General features: G+C 65.3%; 15 protein-coding genes. 11 read left to right on the top strand and 4 right to left on the bottom strand.

Annotated elements, in window-relative coordinates:
- Positions 1–223 precede the first annotated feature (223 nt).
- A complete protein-coding gene (gene icmF / locus ASD07_RS06410; RefSeq protein ID WP_055926886.1) occupies positions 224–3517 on the bottom strand; it encodes a fused isobutyryl-CoA mutase/GTPase IcmF in 3294 nt (1097 codons plus the stop codon).
- 164 nt (positions 3518–3681) lie between these two features.
- Entirely contained in the window at positions 3682–7215 is a 3534-nt protein-coding gene (locus ASD07_RS06405; protein WP_229207074.1) for an indolepyruvate ferredoxin oxidoreductase family protein, read from the bottom strand.
- Between the two features lie 211 nt (positions 7216–7426).
- Between ASD07_RS06405 and ASD07_RS06400 the strand changes: the two genes are divergently transcribed.
- On the top strand, positions 7427–8119 hold the full coding sequence (locus tag ASD07_RS06400; protein WP_229207073.1) for an ABC transporter substrate-binding protein: 693 nt from the start codon (positions 7427–7429) through the stop codon (positions 8117–8119).
- Positions 8120–8233: 114 nt separating this feature from the next.
- Here the strand turns inward: ASD07_RS06400 and ASD07_RS06395 are convergent, their stop codons facing one another.
- Positions 8234–9163, bottom strand: coding sequence for a LysR substrate-binding domain-containing protein (locus ASD07_RS06395; protein ID WP_055926882.1), 930 nt, complete (start codon positions 9161–9163; stop codon positions 8234–8236).
- A gap of 69 nt (positions 9164–9232) precedes the next feature.
- Between ASD07_RS06395 and ASD07_RS06390 the strand changes: the two genes are divergently transcribed.
- Entirely contained in the window at positions 9233–10459 is a 1227-nt protein-coding gene (locus tag ASD07_RS06390) for an HD-GYP domain-containing protein (RefSeq protein ID WP_055926881.1), read from the top strand.
- A gap of 3 nt (positions 10460–10462) precedes the next feature.
- On the opposite strand, the gene ASD07_RS06385 is transcribed toward ASD07_RS06390, so the two are convergent.
- Positions 10463–11509, bottom strand: a complete 1047-nt coding sequence (locus ASD07_RS06385) for a GGDEF domain-containing protein (protein WP_055926879.1) — start codon at positions 11507–11509, stop codon at positions 10463–10465.
- Positions 11510–11808: 299 nt separating this feature from the next.
- On the opposite strand from ASD07_RS06385, the gene ASD07_RS06380 reads away from it, so the two are divergent.
- The 9 genes from ASD07_RS06380 to ASD07_RS06340 all read left to right on the top strand — a co-directional run bounded on the left by ASD07_RS06380 (position 11809) and on the right by ASD07_RS06340 (position 19639).
- Positions 11809–11982, top strand: coding sequence for a Flp family type IVb pilin (locus ASD07_RS06380; RefSeq protein ID WP_055926877.1), 174 nt, complete (start codon positions 11809–11811; stop codon positions 11980–11982).
- Between the two features lie 48 nt (positions 11983–12030).
- Entirely contained in the window at positions 12031–12468 is a 438-nt protein-coding gene (locus tag ASD07_RS06375) for a prepilin peptidase (protein ID WP_055926875.1), read from the top strand.
- A gap of 67 nt (positions 12469–12535) precedes the next feature.
- Positions 12536–13825, top strand: a complete 1290-nt coding sequence (locus ASD07_RS06370) for a hypothetical protein (RefSeq protein ID WP_055926873.1) — start codon at positions 12536–12538, stop codon at positions 13823–13825.
- Entirely contained in the window at positions 13822–14679 is an 858-nt protein-coding gene (gene cpaB, locus ASD07_RS06365; RefSeq protein WP_055926871.1) for a Flp pilus assembly protein CpaB, read from the top strand. Before ASD07_RS06370 ends, cpaB begins: the two co-directional genes overlap by 4 nt.
- Before the next feature lie 9 nt (positions 14680–14688).
- The gene (locus tag ASD07_RS06360) at positions 14689–16056 is read left to right on the top strand and encodes a type II and III secretion system protein family protein (protein WP_055926869.1); all 1368 of its coding nucleotides are present in this window, start codon (positions 14689–14691) and stop codon (positions 16054–16056) included.
- Positions 16053–17456, top strand: a complete 1404-nt coding sequence (locus ASD07_RS06355) for a pilus assembly protein TadG-related protein (RefSeq protein ID WP_055926867.1) — start codon at positions 16053–16055, stop codon at positions 17454–17456. The genes ASD07_RS06360 and ASD07_RS06355 overlap by 4 nt, the downstream gene beginning before the upstream one ends.
- On the top strand, positions 17453–17890 hold the full coding sequence (locus tag ASD07_RS06350; protein WP_055926865.1) for a TadE/TadG family type IV pilus assembly protein: 438 nt from the start codon (positions 17453–17455) through the stop codon (positions 17888–17890). Before ASD07_RS06355 ends, ASD07_RS06350 begins: the two co-directional genes overlap by 4 nt.
- The gene (locus ASD07_RS06345) at positions 17880–18440 is read left to right on the top strand and encodes a TadE/TadG family type IV pilus assembly protein (protein ID WP_055926863.1); all 561 of its coding nucleotides are present in this window, start codon (positions 17880–17882) and stop codon (positions 18438–18440) included. Before ASD07_RS06350 ends, ASD07_RS06345 begins: the two co-directional genes overlap by 11 nt.
- A gap of 23 nt (positions 18441–18463) precedes the next feature.
- Positions 18464–19639: an AAA family ATPase gene (locus ASD07_RS06340; protein ID WP_055926861.1), complete on the top strand. Its 1176-nt coding sequence runs from the start codon at positions 18464–18466 to the stop codon at positions 19637–19639.
- Positions 19640–19649 lie beyond the last annotated feature (10 nt).

The following is a 19649-nucleotide window of genomic DNA, read 5'->3' as shown; positions in this document are numbered from 1 at the left end:
TAGCTTGTTCGTTGAGCTGCGTGTGTTCCAGCTAACTGACGGCCTGCGGTGCGGGTCGTAGCCTGTGACTATTGTTCAACGTCACAGGGAGGCTGTCATGGGGAAGTATTTCTTGGCTTGGCTGCTGGGGGTGCCGGGGATTGTGCTGCTGCTGGTGTGGCTGTTTTTCCATTGAAACCGGTAAACCGGTGTCAGACCCGTTGGGTCTGACACCTTGCTTCGATTACATGTTGCGGCGGTATTGGCCGCCGACTTCGAACAGCGCGGTCGTGATCTGGCCCAGCGAGCAGACGCGGGCGGCGTCCATCAGTTTGGCGAACACGTTTTCGTTGTCGATGGCGGCCTTCTGCAGCGCGGCCAGGGCGGCCGGTGCCGCATCCGCATTGCGGGCGTGGAAGTCCGCCAGGCGGGTCAGCTGCGATTGCTTTTCGTCGTCGGTGGAACGGGCCAGTTCGATGGTGGCCGGGGCTTCCGAACCTTTCGGGTTGCGGAAGGTGTTAACGCCGATGATAGGCAGCGTGCCGTCGTGTTTCTGGTGCTCGTACAGCAGCGACTCTTCCTGGATCTTGCCGCGCTGGTAGCCGGTTTCCATCGCGCCCAGTACGCCGCCACGTTCGGCAATGCGTTCGAACTCCTGCAGAACGGCTTCTTCCACCATGTCGGTCAGCTCTTCGATGATGAAGGCGCCCTGGTTCGGGTTCTCATTCTTGGCCAGGCCCCATTCGCGGTTGATGATCAGCTGGATCGCCAGCGCGCGGCGGACGGATTCGTCGGTCGGCGTGGTGATCGCTTCATCGTAGGCGTTGGTGTGCAACGAGTTGCAGTTGTCGTAAATCGCGATCAGCGCCTGCAGCGTGGTGCGGATATCGTTGAAGTCGATTTCCTGCGCGTGCAGCGAACGGCCGGAAGTCTGGATGTGGTACTTCAGCTTTTGCGAGCGGTCGTTGGCACCGTATTTCTCTTTCATGGTGACGGCCCAGATGCGGCGCGCCACGCGGCCCAGCACCGTGTATTCCGGGTCCATGCCGTTGGAGAAGAAGAACGACAGGTTCGGCGCGAAATCGTCGATGTGCATGCCGCGTGCCAGGTAGGCTTCCACGAAGGTGAAGCCATTCGACAGCGTGAAGGCCAGCTGCGAGATCGGGTTCGCGCCCGCTTCCGCGATGTGGTAGCCGGAGATCGACACCGAGTAGAAGTTGCGCACCTGGTGGTGCACGAAGTATTCCTGGATGTCGCCCATCACCTTCAGCGAGAACTCGGTCGAGAAGATGCAGGTGTTCTGTCCCTGGTCTTCCTTCAGGATGTCGGCCTGCACGGTGCCGCGCACGTTCATCAGCACCCAGTCCTTGATCTTCTGGAATTCGTCTTCCGAAGGCTGGCGCTTGTTCTCGGTGACGAACTTCCCGACCTGCTGGTCGATGGCGGTGTTCATGAACATCGCCAGGATGGCAGGCGCAGGGCCGTTGATGGTCATCGACACCGAGGTGCTTGGGTTGCACAGGTCGAAGCCGTCGTACAGCACTTTCATGTCGTCCAGGGTCGCAATGGACACGCCGGAGTTACCGATCTTGCCGTAGATGTCCGGGCGGATCGCAGGGTCGGCGCCGTACAGGGTGACGGAGTCGAAGGCGGTCGACAGGCGTTTGGCGTCCATTCCGGTGGAAACCAGTTTGAAGCGGCGATTGGTACGGAATGCGTCGCCTTCGCCGGCAAACATGCGGGTTGGATCTTCGCCTTCACGCTTGAAGGCGAACACGCCGGCGGTGAACGGGTAGGAGCCGGGCACGTTTTCCAGCATCAGCCAGCGCAGCAGCTCGCCGTGGTCTTGGTACTTCGGCAGCGACACCTTGCGGATCTTGGTGCCGGACAGGGTGTGCTGCACCAGGCCGGTACGGATTTCCTTGTCGCGGATTTTCACGACGTATTCGTCGCCGGCGTAGGCTTGCTGCATATCCGGCCATTGCGCCAGCAGCTTCTTGGAACCGGCCTCCATGGCGTGGTCGCGCTCGACGATCAGGTCGTCGAAGTCCACGACGGATTTACCGGCGACGGCCAGCATGCGCTTGGATTCCTGCAGCTGCTGGCGTTCGCGCGCCAGCTTGGCTTGCGCCTGGGTCTTCTTGTGGTAGCCGCGCACGGCGTCGGAGATTTCGGCCAGGTAGCGCGCACGTGCCGGCGGCACGATCACGTTCTTGCCGGAGCTGAAGCGCACCTCCATCGGGGCCAGTACACCCTTCACGGTCTTCAGGCCTTTGCCAGCCAGTACCGGCAGCAGGCCCTGGTACAGCGCGGTCACGCCGTCGTCGTTGAAGCGGGAGGCCTGGGTACCGAATACCGGCATTTCTTCCGGACGCTTGCTCCACATTTCGCGGTTGCGCTGGTATTGCTTGGCCACGTCGCGCAATGCATCCTGCGCGCCCTTGCGGTCGAACTTGTTGATCGCGATGAAGTCGGCGAAGTCCAGCATGTCGATCTTTTCCAGCTGCGATGCGGCACCGAATTCCGGCGTCATCACATACATGGAGACGTCGACGTGCGGCACGATCGCGGCGTCGCCCTGGCCGATGCCGGAGGTTTCCACGATCACCAGGTCGAAGCCCGCCACTTTACAGGCCGCGACGACGTCAGGCAGGGCCTGGGATATTTCGGAGCCGGCCTCGCGCGTCGCCAGGGAGCGCATGAAGACGCGGATCTTGCCGTTCCATGGGTTGATCGCGTTCATGCGGATACGGTCGCCCAGCAGTGCGCCGCCGGACTTGCGGCGCGACGGGTCGATCGAGATCACGGCGATGTTCAGCGCGTCGCCCTGGTCCAGGCGGATGCGGCGGATCAGTTCATCGGTCAGCGAGGATTTACCTGCGCCGCCGGTGCCGGTGATGCCCAGGGTTGGGGCGGTGACCGCCTTGGCTGCCTCGGTCAGTTCGGCGCGCAGCTTGTCGGAGGCCTTGCCGTTTTCCAGCGCGGTGATCAACTGGGCCAGCGGGCGGTGGCGTTGCTCGATATCGCCGTTGCGGATCGCATCCAGCTGGGTTGGCGAGTAGGTGGACAGGTCGACGTCGCATTGCTGCACCATCCACTGGATCATGCCGACCAGGCCCATACGCTGGCCGTCTTCCGGCGAGAAAATGCGGGTGACGCCGTAATCGTGCAGGTCGGCGATTTCGCTCGGGACGATTACACCGCCGCCGCCGCCGAAGACCTTGATATGCGAGCCGCCGCGCTGGCGCAGCAGGTCGATCATGTATTTGAAGTATTCGACGTGGCCGCCCTGGTAGGAGGAGATGGCGATGCCTTGCACGTCTTCGGTCAGGGCCGCGGTGACCACTTCGTCCACCGAGCGGTTATGGCCCAGGTGGATCACTTCGGCGCCCTGCGATTGCAGGATGCGGCGCATGATGTTGATCGAGGCGTCGTGGCCGTCGAACAGGGACGCGGCGGTGACAAAGCGGACTTTGTTCGCGGTCTTGGCCTGCTCAGGCTCAGCGGACAGTTTCTTGGCGTTGGCGAGGTCGTTCATTTTTGTTCCTTGGAACGGGGGAATTTTGATTATATGACGTTTACGTTAACGTCAAGTCAAGCGATTCTAAACCGGTAAATCAGGGTACGACCCAAGGGTCGGACCCGACCGGCGGCTGCCGCATAGCGGGTCTGACCCTTGGGTCAGATCCAGTCTTGCCGGTTTCAAGCAGCGTGTGCGTGACCCGCGCCCTTGAACGCAGCCATCATCTTCGCCCGGTTCACCTGGTACTCCGCGACAGCCTTTTCCTTCACATGGCCAAAGCCACGAATCTTCTCCGGCAGGTTGGCAATCGCCACCGCCTGCTCATGGTTCGCAGCCGACAATCCGCCCAGCAGCTCAGCAATAACGCCGCGGAACTCGGTGATCAGCGCGCGTTCCATCTTACGCTCCTCGGTGTAGCCGAAGATGTCGAACGTACCACCGCGCAGGCCCTTGAACCTGGCCAGCAGGGTGAACGCCTTCCACATCCACGAACCGTACTCCGCCTTGACCAGGTGGCCCTTGGCATCCTTCTTCGCGAACAGCGGCGGCGCCAGGTTGAACTTCAGCGAGAAATCGCCTTCGAACTGGGTCTTCAGCTGCTCCACGAAGCGGCCGTCGGTGTACAGGCGCGCCACCTCATATTCATCTTTATAGGACATCAGCTTGAACAGCGACTTGGCGACCGCGGTCGACAGCTTGTTGCCCAGGCCCAGCAGGGTCTCTTTCGAGCGCACTTGCTGCACCAGGTCTTCATAGGTCGCAGCGTAAGCAGCGTCCTGGTAAGCGGTCAGGAACTCGACGCGCTTCTTGATCACGTTTTCCAGCGATTGTGGCATCTGCACCACGACCGCCTGGGTCGGGGTCGCAACCTTTTCCACGCGCTTGAAGTCCACGGCGGCACGGCGGCCCCACAGGAAGGAGCGCTTGTTCGATTCAACCGCCACGCCATTCAGTTCAATGGCGCGCAGCAGGGCGGCTTCGCTCAGCGGGATGCGGCCTTTCTGCCATGCGTAACCCATCATGAACAGGTTGGATGCAATCGAATCGCCCATCAGCGCGGTAGCCAGCTTGGTGGCGTTGATGAAGTCCACCGATTGCGCGCCGCCGACGGATTCGGTGATCAGGGCTTCCACGCTTTCAGCCGGGTACTGCCAGTCGGCGTTCTGCGCGAAGGTGCCTGGCGGCTGCTCGTGCTGGTTGACGATGGCGAAGGTGCGGCCAGGGCGCATCTTCGACACGGCGTCATAGGCGCCGGAGGTCAGCATGTCGCAGCCCAGGATCAGGTCTGCTTCGCCGGTGGCGATGCGCTGCGCGCGCAGGTGGGCCGGGGTCTTCGCCACTTTGACGTGGGAAGTCACGGAGCCGTTCTTCTGCGACATGCCGGTCATGTCCAGCACGGAAGCCCCTTTGCCCTCCAGGTGCGCGGCCATGCCCATCAGTGCGCCGACGGTAATCACGCCGGTGCCGCCGATACCATTGATCAGGATATTGTATGGGTGCTCGAGGCCTGGCAGTGCCGGCGCAGGGATATCGCCCCAGTCATCGTTCTTCGCGGTGCCGGTCTTGGTCTTCTTCAGCGTACCGCCTTCGACGGTGACGAAGGATGGGCAGAAGCCCTTGGTGCACGAGTAGTCCTTGTTGCAGGAAGACTGGTCGATGGTGCGCTTGCGGCCGAATTCAGTTTCCTTCGGCAGGATCGAGACGCAGTTGGACTGGATGCCGCAATCGCCGCAACCTTCGCACACGGCTTCGTTGATGACCATGCGCTTGCTCGGGTCAGGGAACTCGCCCTTCTTGCGGCGGCGGCGCTTCTCGGCGGCGCAGGTCTGGTCGTAGATGATGACGGTGCAGCCGGGCAGTTCACGCATTTCGCGCTGTACGGCGTCCATCTCCTTGCGGTCGTGCAGGGAAACGATGGCAGGCAGGGCGGAACGGTCGGTATAGCGCGACAGGTCTTCGGTCACCAGCGCGATGCGCTTGATGCCTTCGGCCGCCATCTGCTGCGCGATCATCGGCACGGAAACAGTGCCGTCAACAGGCTGGCCGCCGGTCATTGCCACCGCATCGTTGTACAGGATCTTGTAGGTGATGTTGACCTTCGCAGCCACGGCGGCGCGGATCGCCAGGTAGCCGGAGTGGAAGTAGGTGCCGTCGCCCAGGTTCTGGAATACGTGCGGCACCTTGCTGAATGCAGCCTGGCCGATCCACGGCGTGCCTTCTCCGCCCATATGGGTGGTCAGCTTGTTCATCTCAGGGTAGATCGAGGTGGCCATCACGTGGCAGCCGATGCCGGCCAGCGCGAAGGAACCTTCCGGCACCTTGGTCGAGGTGTTGTGCGGGCAGCCGGAGCAGTAGAAGGCCGGGCGGAACGGGGTCTCGATGGCCTTCTTCAGCACTGCATCCTTGGCTTCAAGGAAGCTCAGGCGGGCCTTGATCTGGTCCTGGATGCCGGCGTCGGCGATGTAGCGCGCTACGCGGCTGGCGATCACGCGCGCCACCTGCGACACGGAGAAGTCGGCCTTCGGCGGCAGCAGCCATTCACCGCGCGGCGCAACCCACTCACCCTTGTCGTCGAACTTGCCGATGATGTGTGGACGCACGTCGTCGCGCCAGTTGTACAGTTGTTCCTTCAGCTGGTATTCGACGAACTGGCGCTTCTCTTCCACCACCAGGATTTCGTCCAGGCCTTGCGCGAATTCGCGCACCGAGTCCGGCTCCAGCGGCCATGGCATGGAGACCTTGAACAGGCGCAGGCCGACCGTGGCGGCCATGGCTTCGTCGATGCCCAGTTCTTCCAGCGCTTCCAGCACGTCCAGGTAGGACTTGCCGGAGGCGATGATGCCCAGCTTGGCGTTCTTGGAATCGATGGTGGTGTGATTCAGTTTGTTCTCGCGGGCGTAAGCCAAGGCCGCGTAGATCTTGTAGTCCTGCATCAGCGCTTCCTGGTTGCGCGCTTGCTGGCCCAGCGGGATCGCGGACAGGCGGGCATTCAGGCCGCCTTCCGGCATCACGAAGTCCTTCGGAATCTTGACGTCGACGCGGAAAGGATCGGCGTCGATCGAAGCGCTCGACTCCACGGTGTCCGCCAGCGCCTTGAAGGCAACGGCGCAGCCGGAGAAGCGCGACATGGCCCAGCCGTGGATACCGAGGTCGATGTATTCCTGCACATTGCATGGATACAGGACCGGGATCATGCAGGCGGAGAAGATGTGGTCCGACTGGTGCGGCAGGGTGGAGGAATAGGCGCCGTGGTCGTCGCCGGCCACCAGCAGGATGCCGCCATGCCTGGACGTGCCGGCATGGTTCATATGCTTGAAGACGTCGCCGCAGCGGTCCACGCCAGGGCCCTTGCCGTACCACATGGCGAACACGCCGTCGTACTTGGCCGGGCCGATCAGGTCAACCTGCTGCGAGCCCCAGACGGCGGTCGCCGCCAGGTCCTCGTTCACGCCCGGCACGAATTGCACATTGTGTTTCTCGAGGTGCTTTTGCGCCTTCCACAGGGTCTCGTCCAGGCCGCCCAGCGGGGAACCGCGGTAGCCGGAAATGAAGCCGCCGGTGCTCAGGCCGTCGCGCGCATCGCGCAATTGTTGCATCATTGGCAAGCGCACCAGCGCCTGGATGCCGGACAGGAAGACTTTACCGGTGGTGGAAGTGAATTTGTCGTCGAGGGTGACGTCGTGTAGTACAGGCGAGCTGCTGCCGTCTGGCATGGTGGCTGTCTCCAAAATCATGATTCGGTGCGTGCCTGGCATTGGTCGGCGCCGGGTAAGCGCGTCCTTGCCTAAGTCACAACGCCTGCGGGTGTGCAGGCCTTTTCAACGGGCGAGTTTACGGTTTACTTTACGTATACGGAAATACGGTTTGGGGATGGGGGTATAAGAAAAAATGATAGCTCGACGAACAATCCTGGCGGCGACAGCCGTGTTTTTGGCCAGACCGGTGCTGGCGCTGGCCGGTGTGGCGCGCAAGATGCAGCTGGTGACCAGCCACTTGCCTTCCCTGGTGCATGAAAGCGGCCAGCCAGGCGGCCTGCAAGAAATTGTGGCGGAGTTATGCCAGCGGGCCGGCGTGCGGCCGGCGACCCAGTTCGTGCCCTGGCGCCGCGCGCAATTCCTGGCCACCACCATGCCCGCCACTGCCATCTACCCGCTGACCCGCCTGCCGGAGCGCGAGGCGCAATACCGCTGGCTGGTGCCGCTATTTGAGGAAAACTATGTGCTGCTCGCAGTGCGCGGCAAGCTTCTGCCGCTGGAGCAGATGAAGGAAAAGCGCATCGCCCTGCTGCGCGGCGCCGCCCAGGCCGCCATCTTGAAAGAACAGGGTTTCACGCGCCTTGTCGAAGCCAGTTCGATCGATGAAGTGCACCGTTTCCTGCTGGGCGGCATGGCCGACGCGGCGTTCGGCGAGCGCCGCATCATTTCCGCTTCGCTGAAAGGCCAAGGGGCGAGCGAAAGCGGGTTCGAAACCAGCGCGCCGGTCGGCACCAGCACCGCCTGGCTGGCCGGCTCGCTGGATTTTGATGCCAGCGATGTCGGCCTGTTCCAGCGTGCGCTGGAATCAATGCAGGCCGACGGCACCTTGCGCCGCATCCTTGCACGACATAAGCTGACCTAACGGCCCAGTCCGTGTCCCACCATGGGGTCACACCCGAAGTGTGACACGAGCACATGCATCGAACAGTTGAGCTCGTGTCACCTTTGGGGTGTGACCCCAAGGTGTGACACGGGCTCAACTGAGGAGGCGGGCGCCGGGCCAGGTGTTGCGCTGGCACAGCTCGGTGGCGACTTGCTGGGTCAGTGCGGCGATGGCGTTGGCGGCGTTGGTCAGGGGGATGTTGCGCGAAGCACACAACACCACGGTACGGCTGATGGCGGGATTGTTGATGCGCACGCTGCGCATCTGGCCGAGTTCGATTTCAGGCAAAACTGGTGCAACCGGCAAGATTGTTGCGCCCATGCCGGCCATGATGGCGGACTTCAGGATGGCGATCGAGTTGATTTCGATGACGTTGCCAATCACCAGCCCGGCGGCGCGCGCCATCGCTTCGATACGCGGCCGTACGCCATGCTGCAAGCCGGGCAGGATCAGGGTGGTGTTCAGGGCTTGCTGCAGCGTCACCGTGTCGCGGTCGGTAAACCACACGGCGTCGTGGCGGCATATGAAGCGCAGTTCTTCTTCCGCCAGCGGGGTGGTGGAAAACGGCGTCAACTGGCCGTCGTCGAACAGGACGGCCAGGTTGACCCGGCCGCTTTTGAGCTGTTCTGCCAGGTTTCCGGTCAGTTCTTCGGTCAACTGCAGCGTAATGTCGGGATATTGCTCGCGCGCGGCGGTCAGCAGGGGCAGCGCCAGGGCCCCGGAAATACTGTGCGGCAGGCCCATGGTGACACTGCCGGAAGGTCGCGCCGACTGGGTGACGGCGGAGCGGGCGTCGGCCACCTGCTTCAGGATTGCTTGCGCATGGTCGTAAAACACTTTGCCGGCATCGGTGCTGACCACGCCCTGGGCGCTGCGGTGCAGCAGCTGGGCGCCCAGTTCCTCTTCGAGCTGGCGTAGCTGCTGGGTCAGCGCGGGTTGTGCAACATGCAATACCAGTGCGGCTCGAGACAACGATCCGTGGTCAACAATGGCGACAAAATAGCGCAGTTGGCGAAGTTCCATATTCCCGTAGGATAACATTGTGTATACTTATTCTAACGTTCTTCACGGATTTATCTCGCGAGCCTCACCATGTTAAAGAAAGTCGATTCGGCGCAGTTAAAGGTCGGCATGTATATCCACGACCTGAGTTGCGACTGGATGACCCACCCGTTCGTCCGCAACCGCTTCGAGATTTCCAGCCAGGAGCAGATCCAGAAGATCATCCAGGCCGGCATCCATGATGTGGTGATCGATGCGTCCAAAGGACTCGATGTGGAGGATGCGCCTTCGCTCGCCGAAGCACAGGCCGCCACCGAGCGTGAAGTCGAAGAGATCGCTAAAGAGCCGTCGCGCATCATCCGCACTTCCCTCGGCGAGGAGTTGCAGCGGGCGGCACAGATCCGCCACCAGGCCGCCGGCGTGGTGCGCAATGTGATGGCCGATGCCCGCCTCGGCAAGGCAATCGAGATCGGCTCGGTGCAGCCGGTGGTGCAGAACATCACGGAATCCATTCTGCGCAACCCGGGCGCCTTGCTGGGCCTGCTGCGCATCAAGTCCAAGGACGATTACACCTTCCTGCACTCGGTCAGCGTGTGCGCGCTGCTGGTGGCTTTCGCCAATGCGCGCGAGATGGACGATCACATCGTGCGCGAGGCCGGCCTCGGCGGCCTGCTGCACGATACCGGCAAGGCACTGGTGCCGGACGCGATCCTGAACAAGCCGGGGCCGCTGACCGACGAGGAATTCGCCATCATCAAGAAGCACCCGATGGATGGCTTCAACATCCTGAAGGAGTCGCCGGACGTGCCGGCGCTGGCGCTGGACATCACGCGCCACCACCACGAGCGGCTCGATGGCACCGGCTACCCGGACAAGCTGGCCGGCAACGAAATCAGCGAGATTGCGCAGATGGCGGCAATTGTCGACGTTTACGATGCCATTACGGCAGACCGCGTGTATCACAAGGGCCTTCCGGCCGCGGCCGCCCTGCGCAAGATTTACGAATGGAGCAAGCACCATTTCAACCCGAAACTGGTGCAGGAATTCATGCGCTGCGTCGGCATCTACCCGGTCGGCACGCTGGTGATGCTGGAATCGGGCCGACTTGGCGTTGTGGTCGAGCCGCACGAAAGCAACCTGCTGGCGCCGAAGGTGAACGTGTTCTTCAATACCAGGAAAAATGTCTACATCAAGCCGGAAACGGTCGACCTGTCGCGCGGCCTGGGCTTCGGTGGCGGCGACAAGATCGTGGGCCATGAATCGCCGGCCAAGTGGCAAGTGGACCCGATGCGCTTCCTGACCCTGGCAGGGGCCTGAGCGTCAGAAGAATTCGGCGGTATCGTTCGATTCGACGGTCTGCAGCTGGCCGCCGCTGACCAGCTCATCGTAATGGCAGGCCATATTGCGGCCGTGGCTCTTGGCGTAATACAGGGCCTGGTCGGCACGGCCGAGGATGATCACCGGCGCCTCATAGGCGCTGATGCTGACGAAGCCGACACTCACCGTCACTTGCCCGACTTGCGGGAAGACGTTCTGTTCGACGTTCATGCGGAAGCGTTCGATGATCTTCTTGGCGTTATCCAGCGTCGAAGAACGCAGCAGCACCACGAATTCCTCGCCGCCAAAGCGGAACACGCGGTCCTGCGCGCGGAAGGAAGACTGCAGCAGGTTGGCGATCAGGATCAGCACCTCATCGCCGTATAAATGCCCGAATTTGTCGTTGACTGCCTTGAAATGGTCGACATCGACCACGGCCAGCCACTGTTTTTCCTGTTCCTGCGGATTGCGGCGCTCGCGCCCGTCCGGCGGCAAGGCCAGCACGTCGTGCTCGGCCGAAGCCTGCAGCATCTTGGCCAGCTGGTCGTCGAAGGTCTTGCGGTTCAGCAGGCCGGTCAGCGAATCGCGCTCGCTGTAATCGAGCAGGTTCTGGAAATTGCGGTATACGCTGACAACGCCACCGATGATATGGATGGTGTCGCTGGTGTACGGGGTCGGATTGATGATTTCCAGGCAAGTATCGGCCTTGTCGCCCATCCAGATCGGTAGCCAGAGTGTGTGCTCACCCTCGGGCGACATGTAGTCGGCGCTCGATTCGTGGTGGGCCAGGCAGCGCGCCAGGGCCGGGAAGTTGCTGACCGGGTCGCCCGCAATGGCCGGGTCCATGTATTCCTCCATGCGCGCGGGACGGCCTTGCTCGATCACGGCGCGCGCGCGCACGTACAGCTGGCCTCGTATATTGACGATGCTCAGCACACGTGCCTGCGTGGCGGATGCCAATTCCGCTACCGCCGAGATTACCGAGATGTCGAGCATCGTGTGATCGCGGTGGCCGGTCATGTCCACCATATGTTTCAAAAGGGAATCCATGTGAGTGTCCGATAACTAGGCGCTCAGCGGCAAAACAAGGGGCTTTCTAAAGAATAGCTGATCAGGATAAATCTTTTTTGCATTCTCGGCAATTAACTTTGCGTAGTTTCATGCGAAACGCGACCTCATTGCAACACCCCTCCCATACCTCCAGTGTGACATAGAACACGGGACAGAGAGAAAAAGTTCTGTGCGGAAAACTTGCGCAATATCAACTTGCTCGTAGGAATGGCTCCTATAGTAAAGCCAATGATGCGCAGCCCAGGCATCAGAGTTTTCCTAGCGAAAGGGAGTTCATCATGAAGGCACTTTCTGCAGTGAGGCGTTTCATCAGGGATGAGCGGGGCGTGACGGCGATCGAGTATGGCCTGATCGCTTCGCTGATTGCACTGGCAGTCGGCACGGCAATGACCAGCGTCTCGAGCGAGCTGACCGCCGTGTTCAACAGCGTGGTGAGCGCGCTGACGCCTTGATGGGGGGGGCTGGCGCCCGGCGGCGGCCGGGTTGCCAGCCTTGACGCCATGAGCGGACTCGAGATCATCCTGCTGTGCCTGGTGCTCCAGGCGGCAGTATCGGACCTGGCCTGGCGCCGGATCCCCAATGTACTGGTAGCGGCAGGCTTGCTGCTGGCGCTGGCACTTCACTGGCGCCTGGGCGGCGGCGCGCTGCTGGTACAGGGCCTGGCCGGCGCAGCGGTGGGCTTGCTGCTGTTCCTGCCCTTGTATGCGCTGGGCGGGATGGCGGCCGGCGACGTCAAGCTGCTTGCCATGGCGGGCAGCTTCGTCGGGCCCTGGCAGGCGCTGCAGCTTTCTTTGCTCAGTGCGCTGGCGGGCGGCTTGCTGGCCCTGTGCTGGCTGCAACTGGCGCGCTGGCGCGGCAGCAGCAAGCCGGAAGGCATGCCGTACGCGGTAGCGATCGCGGCCGGCACCTTGGCGACCGTTGCGTTGGCGCATCGCTGATCTTTTGCTCCACCTCAATATCCAACCGGAAACCCATGGCTATCATCGTTTCCAAAAGGAGGACACCATGATCGATTTTGCGGACGATGAACAGCCGCTGCTGCCAGCCCCGCCGCGCACGGTGCGCGACACCGGCCTGGAGCCGGCGCTGCTGGCCGAGCTGGCGGGCAAGGCTTTGCTGGGCGCGGGCAAATGCCATTTGTCGGTGCTGACCGGCCGTTTGCGGCTGTCGATCAATGTGCTGCGGGAAGTGCTGGACGGCCTGCAAGGCGAACAACTGGTGGAAGTGGCGTGGCGCGGCGATTCGGATATCGACGTGCAGTACCAGCTGACCGGCATCGGCCGCCAGCGCGCGGCGGAGTGGCTCGAGCGCGCGCCCTATGTGGGCCCGGCGCCGGTCCCGCTGGAGGCCTGGCGCGCGCTGCTGCAACGCCAGGCCCTGCAATTGCCGCCAGTGCTGGCCGCCGACGTAGCCAGCCTGTTTGCCGACGACTGCCTGCCGCCGCGCATCCATGAACTGGTGGGCGCGGCCATGCATGCGGGACGTTCGGTTTGCCTGTACGGGCCTTCCGGCAGCGGCAAGACCACGCTGGCGCGCAAGCTGGGACGCCTGCTGCAGGGCGTGGTGGCGGTGCCGTATGCGGTGGCCGTGGGCAGCGCCATCATCCAGCTGTACGACGCTGCGGTACACCTGGCGCCGCCGCCCTTGCCGGGCCGCGCTTCCAGTGCCCGCAGCGGCGACCTGCGCTGGCTGCTGTGCCAGCGTCCGGTGGTGCAGCTGGGGGCGGAACTCGATGGCGCCATGCTGGACTTGCGGCACGACGCCGCCGGCGGCTGCTATCTGGCGCCGCCGCAGCTGAAGGCTTGCCACGGCTTGCTGATCATCGACGACCTGGGGCGCCAACGCTTGCCGGCCACTGCGCTGCTGAACCGCCTGGCGCAACTGCTCGATACCGGCACCGAGCGGCTTGCACTGCCCGGCGGGCATGCGTTCAGCGTGCCATGCCAGGCCGCGCTGGCCTTCGCCACCAGCCTGGCGCCGCAAACCCTGCTCGATGGCGCTGCGCTGCGCCGCATCGGCTACAAGGTTGCGCTCGGGCCGCTGCCGGAAGCCAGCTACCGCAGCCTGCTGCGCCAGCAATGCCGGGCGCGCGGCATGGAAGCCGATGAGGCGGCGCTGGCCTACCTGGTCGGCGAGCTGCACCGGGGCAGCGGCCAGCCTTTGCTGGCCAGCCTGCCGCGCGAAATCGTGGCGCGGGTAGCGGAATTTGCCGGCTTCGCCGGCACCGTGCCCAGCCTGAATCCCGCCACGCTGGACCAGGCCTGGTCCAGCATGTTTGCCGATGGTGCCGTATGAAGAGCCGGCGCGCCCTGTCGATGCTGGCGATGGCGACGGTGCTGGGGCTGGCCGCCGTGCTGCTGGCCTCGCGCTGGCTGCGCCAGCCAGCTGCGTCCACCGTGCGCATTGCGGTGGCGGCAGCCGATGTCGGCCTCGGCCAGCGCCTGGCGCCGGACATGCTGGCGCTGGCCGAGTGGCCGGCCAACAGCATGCCGGCCGGGGCCCAGCGCGAGCCGGCAGCGCTGGCGGGCCGTGTGATGAAGGCCAGCATACAGCGCGGCGAACCGGTGACGGACGCCAAGCTGGCGCCGGCCGGCACGCTGGGCGGCCTGTCTGCCCTGATTGCCGAAGGCAAGCGCGCCATCACGGTGCGCGTCAACGACGTGGTGGGCGTGGCGGGATTTGCCCTGCCGGGTAACTTCGTCGACATCCTGGTGTATGCACCGGCACAGAACAACGGCAGCAACGGCGCCAGCGAAACCGCGCTATCGAAGATCGTGCTGGAGCGGATCCTGGTGCTGGCCGTGGCGCAGGAAGTGGCGCGCGACGATACCAAGCCGCGCGTGGTCAACGCCGTCACGCTGGAAGTCACACCGGGCCAGGCCGAGCAGCTGGACCTGGCGCGCAGCGTCGGCACGCTGTCGCTGGTGCTGCGCAACCAGGTCGATCCGCGGCCGGGCGCGACGCCGGGCGCCACCCGCCACAGCGTGCTGGGCATGGAAGCCGCCGCGGCAGCTGCCGGCGCCGCCAGCGCCGCGGCGCCTGCCGCCGGGCCGCGCCTGGCGCGCGCCGCATTACCTCCTTCCGCCGCGCCGGCGCGCTACTGCATCGGCGTCATCGACGGCAACCGCAGCAGCAAGGAATGCCTGTGAGGAGGCGCCATGCGATCCGTCCCTGCCTGCCTGCCAGCCGTGCTGGCCCTGTTGCTCCTTCCCGCCGCGCCGGCGCTTGGCGACAACCTGCGCTGTGCCGGTTCGCCGGCCGTTCCCGGCAAACTGGCGCTGGAACTGGGCAAGTCCACCTTGATGCGCCTGCCCGACACGGTCGGCGGGCGCAGCATCGGCAACCCGCACGTGCTGCAGGCAACGCTGGTGGCGCCCGATACGCTGTACCTGGTCGGCGCTGAAATCGGCAGCACCAACCTGATCGTGCAAGGCAGATCCGGCGCCTGCAGCGTGGTGGAAGTGGCGGTGGGGCTGGACGTGTCGCCGCTGCGCGCCAGCCTGGCCGAGCTGATGCCGCAGGAGAGCGGCATCAAGGCCAGTGCCGCCGCCGATGCCATCGTCCTGAGCGGCAGCGTGAGCGATGGCGCCACGCTGGCGCAGGTGCTGGACCTGGCGCAAGCCTTCGTGCGCCAGGCGCCGCAGCCGCTGGCGCGCAAGGAAGGCGCAGCGACGCCGGCGGCGGCCGCCGGTCCGCGCCTGGTGAACCTGCTGGCGGTCAGCGCGCCGCAGCAGGTCAGGCTGGAAGTGAAAGTGGCGGAAGTTTCCAAGACCCTGCTCGACAAGCTGGAAGCGGGCCTGTCGCTGCGCCACGCCAGCGGCAGCTGGACTGCCATGGTGCTGGCCGATTTCCTGAGCGGCACACTGGGCGGCGGCCTGGCGCTGTCCAGGTCGAACGGCAGCAGCCTGCGGCTCGATGCGGAGCGGCAGGACGGCCAGGTGCGCATCCTGGCCGAACCGACCGTGATGGCGCTGAGCGGGCAGGAGGGCAACTTCCTCGCCGGCGGCAAGGTGATGGTGCCGGTGGCGCAGGAAAACAACCGCACCACGCTGGAGGAAAAGGAGTTCGGCGTCGGCCTGAAATTCACTCCTACCGTGCTGGCGGGCGGGCGCATCAACCTGAAAGTGGCGCCGGAAGTGTCGGAGCTGTCGCGCGATGGCATCGGCGTCAGCAACGGCAGCTTCAGCGGGCGCGCCATCTTCCCGTTGATTACCACGCGCCGCGCCAGCACCACGGTGCAGCTGCAGGATGGCCAGAGCTTTGCCATCGGCGGCCTGATCCGGCACACGCAGGTCAACAGCATGAGGGGCGTGCCGCTGCTGAGCGAAATACCGGTGCTGGGCGCGCTGTTCCGCAGCACCGATTTCCAGAACGACCGCAGCGAACTGCTGTTCGTCATCACGGCGCACCTGGTCAAGCCGGAGGGCGAGGGGGCGGGACTGGACGGCGCGGCAGCGGCGGCGGCCCAGGCGCGCTACCGCAAGTCCTTCAGCGCTCCCGCAGCGGAGACGGGAGAACGCAAATGAAGCGGCAGCGCGAGCGCGGCGCCATCCTGGTCCTGACGGCCGTCATGCTGCCGCTGGCGATCGGCGTTTGCGCGCTGGCGCTGGAACTGTCGATGGCCTTCCAGCGGCAAAGCCAGTTGCAGCAGGTGGCCGATTCGGCCGCGCTCAGCGCCGCCCAGCAACTCGACGGCACCGCAGGCGGCGTCGCGCAGGCGGTCATCGCCGCCGGCTCCGCGGTGCGCAGCCGCTACGTGCGCGGCGTCGATCGTGTCGTGCTCAATCCCGCCGTGTTGGCGTTCGCCGCCGACCTGGCCGGGCCCTGGCTGGACGCCGGCGCGGCGCAGGGCGCGCCCGCTGGGCTGCGCTATGTGCGCACCGACATGGCCGCGCAAGGCGCAGCCTTCACCGTACTGCCGGTCGCTTTCGGCCGCCTGCTGGGCGGCAGCGCGGCCACAACGGTAGGCGCGCGCGCCGTGGCCGGCCCGAACGGCACGCGCGTGCTGCCCTTGGCGATCTGCGCCCCCAGCAGCCTGCCGACCGCGACGCGCTTTAACGGCGCCGGCCTGGACGAGCGCATCGACTACGGCCTGCGCTTCGGCGTCGCCTACAACCTGCTGGCGCTGAATCCGGCACCGGGCGCCGCCAGCGGCGAGTACTTCCTGCTCGATCCGGCCAGCCCGCCCGGCAGCGCCGCCGTGCCAGCCAGCACCGAGAACAGCCAGGTGGCGCCCTTCATGTGCGTCGGCAAACTGGCCTACCCCTCGCTGGCGGGCGCGCTGCATCTGCGCCGCAGCGGCAGCTTCGGCCTGTGGCAGCAGCTCAACTCGCGCTTCGGGATTTACAGCGGCAGCGATGCCTGCGATCCGTTCACGGCGCCGCCGGACAGCAATGTGCGCGAATACCGCGGGTCGCTGGCGAGCTGGCTTAGCAGCTATCCGCCGCAGGCCGCGGCCGCGTCCAGCACGCCGGGCGCCGGCAAGCCGCTGGCCAGCGTCGCCGATGGCGCTTACCCCTTGCCGCCCTCGCCCCCGGCGCAATATGGCACGCTGTGGGCATACGGTCCGGCCAGGCGCAGCAACAACAGCGCCTTCCTTGCCAGCCACTGGAACAGCTTGTACCCCGCCGCGCCGGCGTTCAGCGCCACCGGTAGCAACTGGCCGGCCTTGGGACCCTATAACAACACCCTGTTCAAGACCGCGCCCACGGCATACCCGGGCCGCAAAGACCGGCGCCTGCTGTATGTGCCCCTGCTGGCGTGCCCGGTCGCGGCCGGCACCAGCGTGGACGGCACGGTGCTGGCGGTGGCACGCTTCTTCCTGACGGCGCAGGCCTCGGCTGCCGAGGTGCCGGGCGAGTTCGCCGGCATCCTCAGCGCGCAAGAGCTGGCGGCGCTGGCAACCGACGTGGAGCTGCTGCGATGAAGCGCCTGCGCTGCCGCGGCGTCGCCGCCATCGAGGCCGCCCTGGTCATGGCGGCGCTGGCGCCGTTGCTGGTGCTGCTGCTGAACACGGGCCGGCTTGCCATCAACGGCGCGGCGGTGGACCGGGCCGCCAGCAACGCCGCGCGCCTGCTGTCCACGGTGCCGCTCGAGATCCTGCGCGATGGCAGCCGGCGCGGCGCAGCCCTGGACAGCGCCCGCTACCTGATTGATGAAACGCTGGCCGCCGCCGGGGTCGACGTGCAAACGCTGCACGTCGAGTACATGTGCGATCCCGGCCACTGCGACGAACTGCAGGCGACCAGCACCCCGAGCAGGATCGGCGTGCTGGTGGTCGTCGACAACCAGCCCGTGGTCGATTTCGGCGCCGCCCCGGTGACGCTGAGCGCGTATGCGGAGGTCGGCCGTGGCGACTAAGGCATGGTTCGCGCGCGGCAACACCAGCATCGAATTCGGCCTGGTCTGCATGGTCTTCATGCCTTTGCTGTTTGCCCTGTTCGAATACGGCCGCCTGCTGTTCCTGTGGAACATGCTGCCGCAAGTCAGCCAGCGCGCCGCGCGCGCCGCCGCGATCACGGACTTCAGCGACCCGGCGGCAATGCAGGCGCTGCGCCGGGCCGCAATGTTCCGTACCGACGACGGCGCGCTGCCGCTGGCCCCCAATGTCAGCAGCGCCAGTATCCGCATCGACTACCTGTGGCAGAACAGCGCCGGCGTGCTGGCCCCGCTGCCGCTGCTGCCGGCCTGCCCGCTGGCCAACCGCGTCAACTGCGCGCGCGACCCGCATGGCCCGAGCTGCATCAGCTTCGTGCGCGTCAGCCTGTGCGGCAGCGGCGCCGCCTGCCCCGCGCTGGACTATGAGCCCTTGCTGCCGCTGGTGCCGGTGCCGCATGTGCTGCCGTCCGCCAGCACGCTGGTGGCTGCCGAATCGCTGGGCTACGTGCCGGGCCAGGCACCTTGCCCCTGAACCCGCAAGCAAAGGAGGGTCCCATGAAAGCGCTGTTGATCAGCAATGACGAACGGCTGCAGGCGGAACTGGCGGCACAGGGCTCGGCGCGCCTGCCGGCCTTGCAGCTGGCGGCCACGCGGCGCAACTTGCGCGACACCCTGGAGCGCCTGCTGCCGCAGCCGCCCGAGCTGGTGCTGTTCGATGCCAGCGAGGCGGAGCCGGGGCAGGCCGAGCTGCTGGAGCCGCTGGCGCGGCATTATCCCGACGCCTCGTTCATCCTGCTGACGCGCGCGCCGCAGCACGAACTGCTGATCCGCGCCATGCGCGTCGGCATGCGCGAAGTGCTGCCGCTGCCGCTGGTGCACCGCGCGCTGCATGAGGCGCTGGACCGCATCGAGATCGAGCGCGGCGTGACGGCGCTGCGCGAGGGCAAGGCGCTGGCCTTCATTTCCTGCAAGGGCGGCAGCGGCGCCACCTTCCTCGCCACCAATTTCGGCTACGCGCTGGCGGCGCTGGCCGGGCGCAAGGTGCTGCTGCTCGACCTGCACGGCCAGTTTGGCGATGCCACGCTGTACGTGTCGGACCAGAAGCCGGCCATGACCCTGTCCGATATCTGCAGCCAGATCGGCCGCCTCGACGCGGCATTCCTGGAATCGTGCCTGGTGCACGTGGCGCCGGGCTACGGTGTGCTGGCGGCAGCCGACGACCCGGCGCTGGCGACGCAGATGAAGCCGGACCATATCGACGCCATCCTGCGCGTGGCGCGCCAGCATTACGACTATGTGCTGCTGGACGTGGGGCGCCAGATCGATGCGCTGTCGCTGCGCGCGCTGGACCAGGCCGACGCCATCTATCCGGTGCTGCAACTGGCGCTGCCCGATATCCGCGACGGGCGCCGCCTGCTCGACATCTTCCGTTCGCTGGGCTACCCGCAGGAACGCACGCGCCTGATCGTCAACCGTTACGAGAAGGGCGGCAAGCTGCGCCTGGCCGACCTGGAGCAGGCGCTCGGGGCCGACGTGCTGCACACGGTGCCCAACGACTACCTGTCGGCCACCGATTCGGTCAACCAGGGCATTCCGCTGCTGCAGCTGGCGCGCAGCAGCCCGGTGGCGCGCAGCCTGGCGGAGCTGGTGGAGGCGGTCACCGAGCGCCGCCTGCCCGAGAGCAAAGGCTTGTTCGACCGGCTGTTCGGCCGCGCCGAAACCGAACATTGAAAGGGAGCCG

Source organism: Duganella sp. Root336D2 (assembly GCF_001425005.1).
GTDB lineage: Bacteria > Pseudomonadota > Gammaproteobacteria > Burkholderiales > Burkholderiaceae_D > Rugamonas.
This window is presented reverse-complemented; position numbering and strand designations above follow the sequence as displayed.